The 516-nt window shown below is 42.1% G+C and carries 1 protein-coding gene; it reads left to right on the top strand.

The window, feature by feature from the left end; translation table 11 throughout:
- The coding region (locus tag ACFIO5_RS13555; protein WP_375705699.1) for a penicillin-binding transpeptidase domain-containing protein at window positions 1-516 on the top strand (516 nt) is incomplete at both ends.

The following is a 516-nucleotide window of genomic DNA, read 5'->3' as shown; positions in this document are numbered from 1 at the left end:
GTTGCTATGGAACCTCATACAGGGCGTGTTCTTGCGATGGCAGGAGGGTTTTCTTTTGCAGCATCTGAATTTAATCGTGCAACACAAGCCTATCGTCAACCCGGTTCTGCTTTTAAGCCTTTTGTGTATGCAGCAGCACTCGATAATGGATATACACCAGCATCGGTTATTTTAGATGGTCCTATTGAGATTCGCCAATATAATGGTGAAATTTGGCAACCTAAAAATTATGGTGGTACATTTGCAGGGCCTTCAACACTGCGCTATGGCATTGAACATTCTCGCAATCTTATGACAATACGGCTTGCCTATGATATGGGAATGCCTCTTGTAGCTGAATATGCAGAGCGTTTTGGTATTGTAGATAAATTACAGCCTTATCTTCCCATGGCTTTAGGAGCCGGCGAAACAACGGTTTTACGAATGGTTACAGCTTATTCAGTGATTGCCAATGGAGGACGCTCTATTCATCCTTCTTTGATAGACAGAATTCAAGATCGTTATGGAAAAACAATT

This window comes from Bartonella sp. AA86SXKL, from assembly GCF_042196885.1.
Note: the sequence above shows the minus strand (reverse complement) of the source record. Positions and strands in the feature narration are given on the sequence as shown.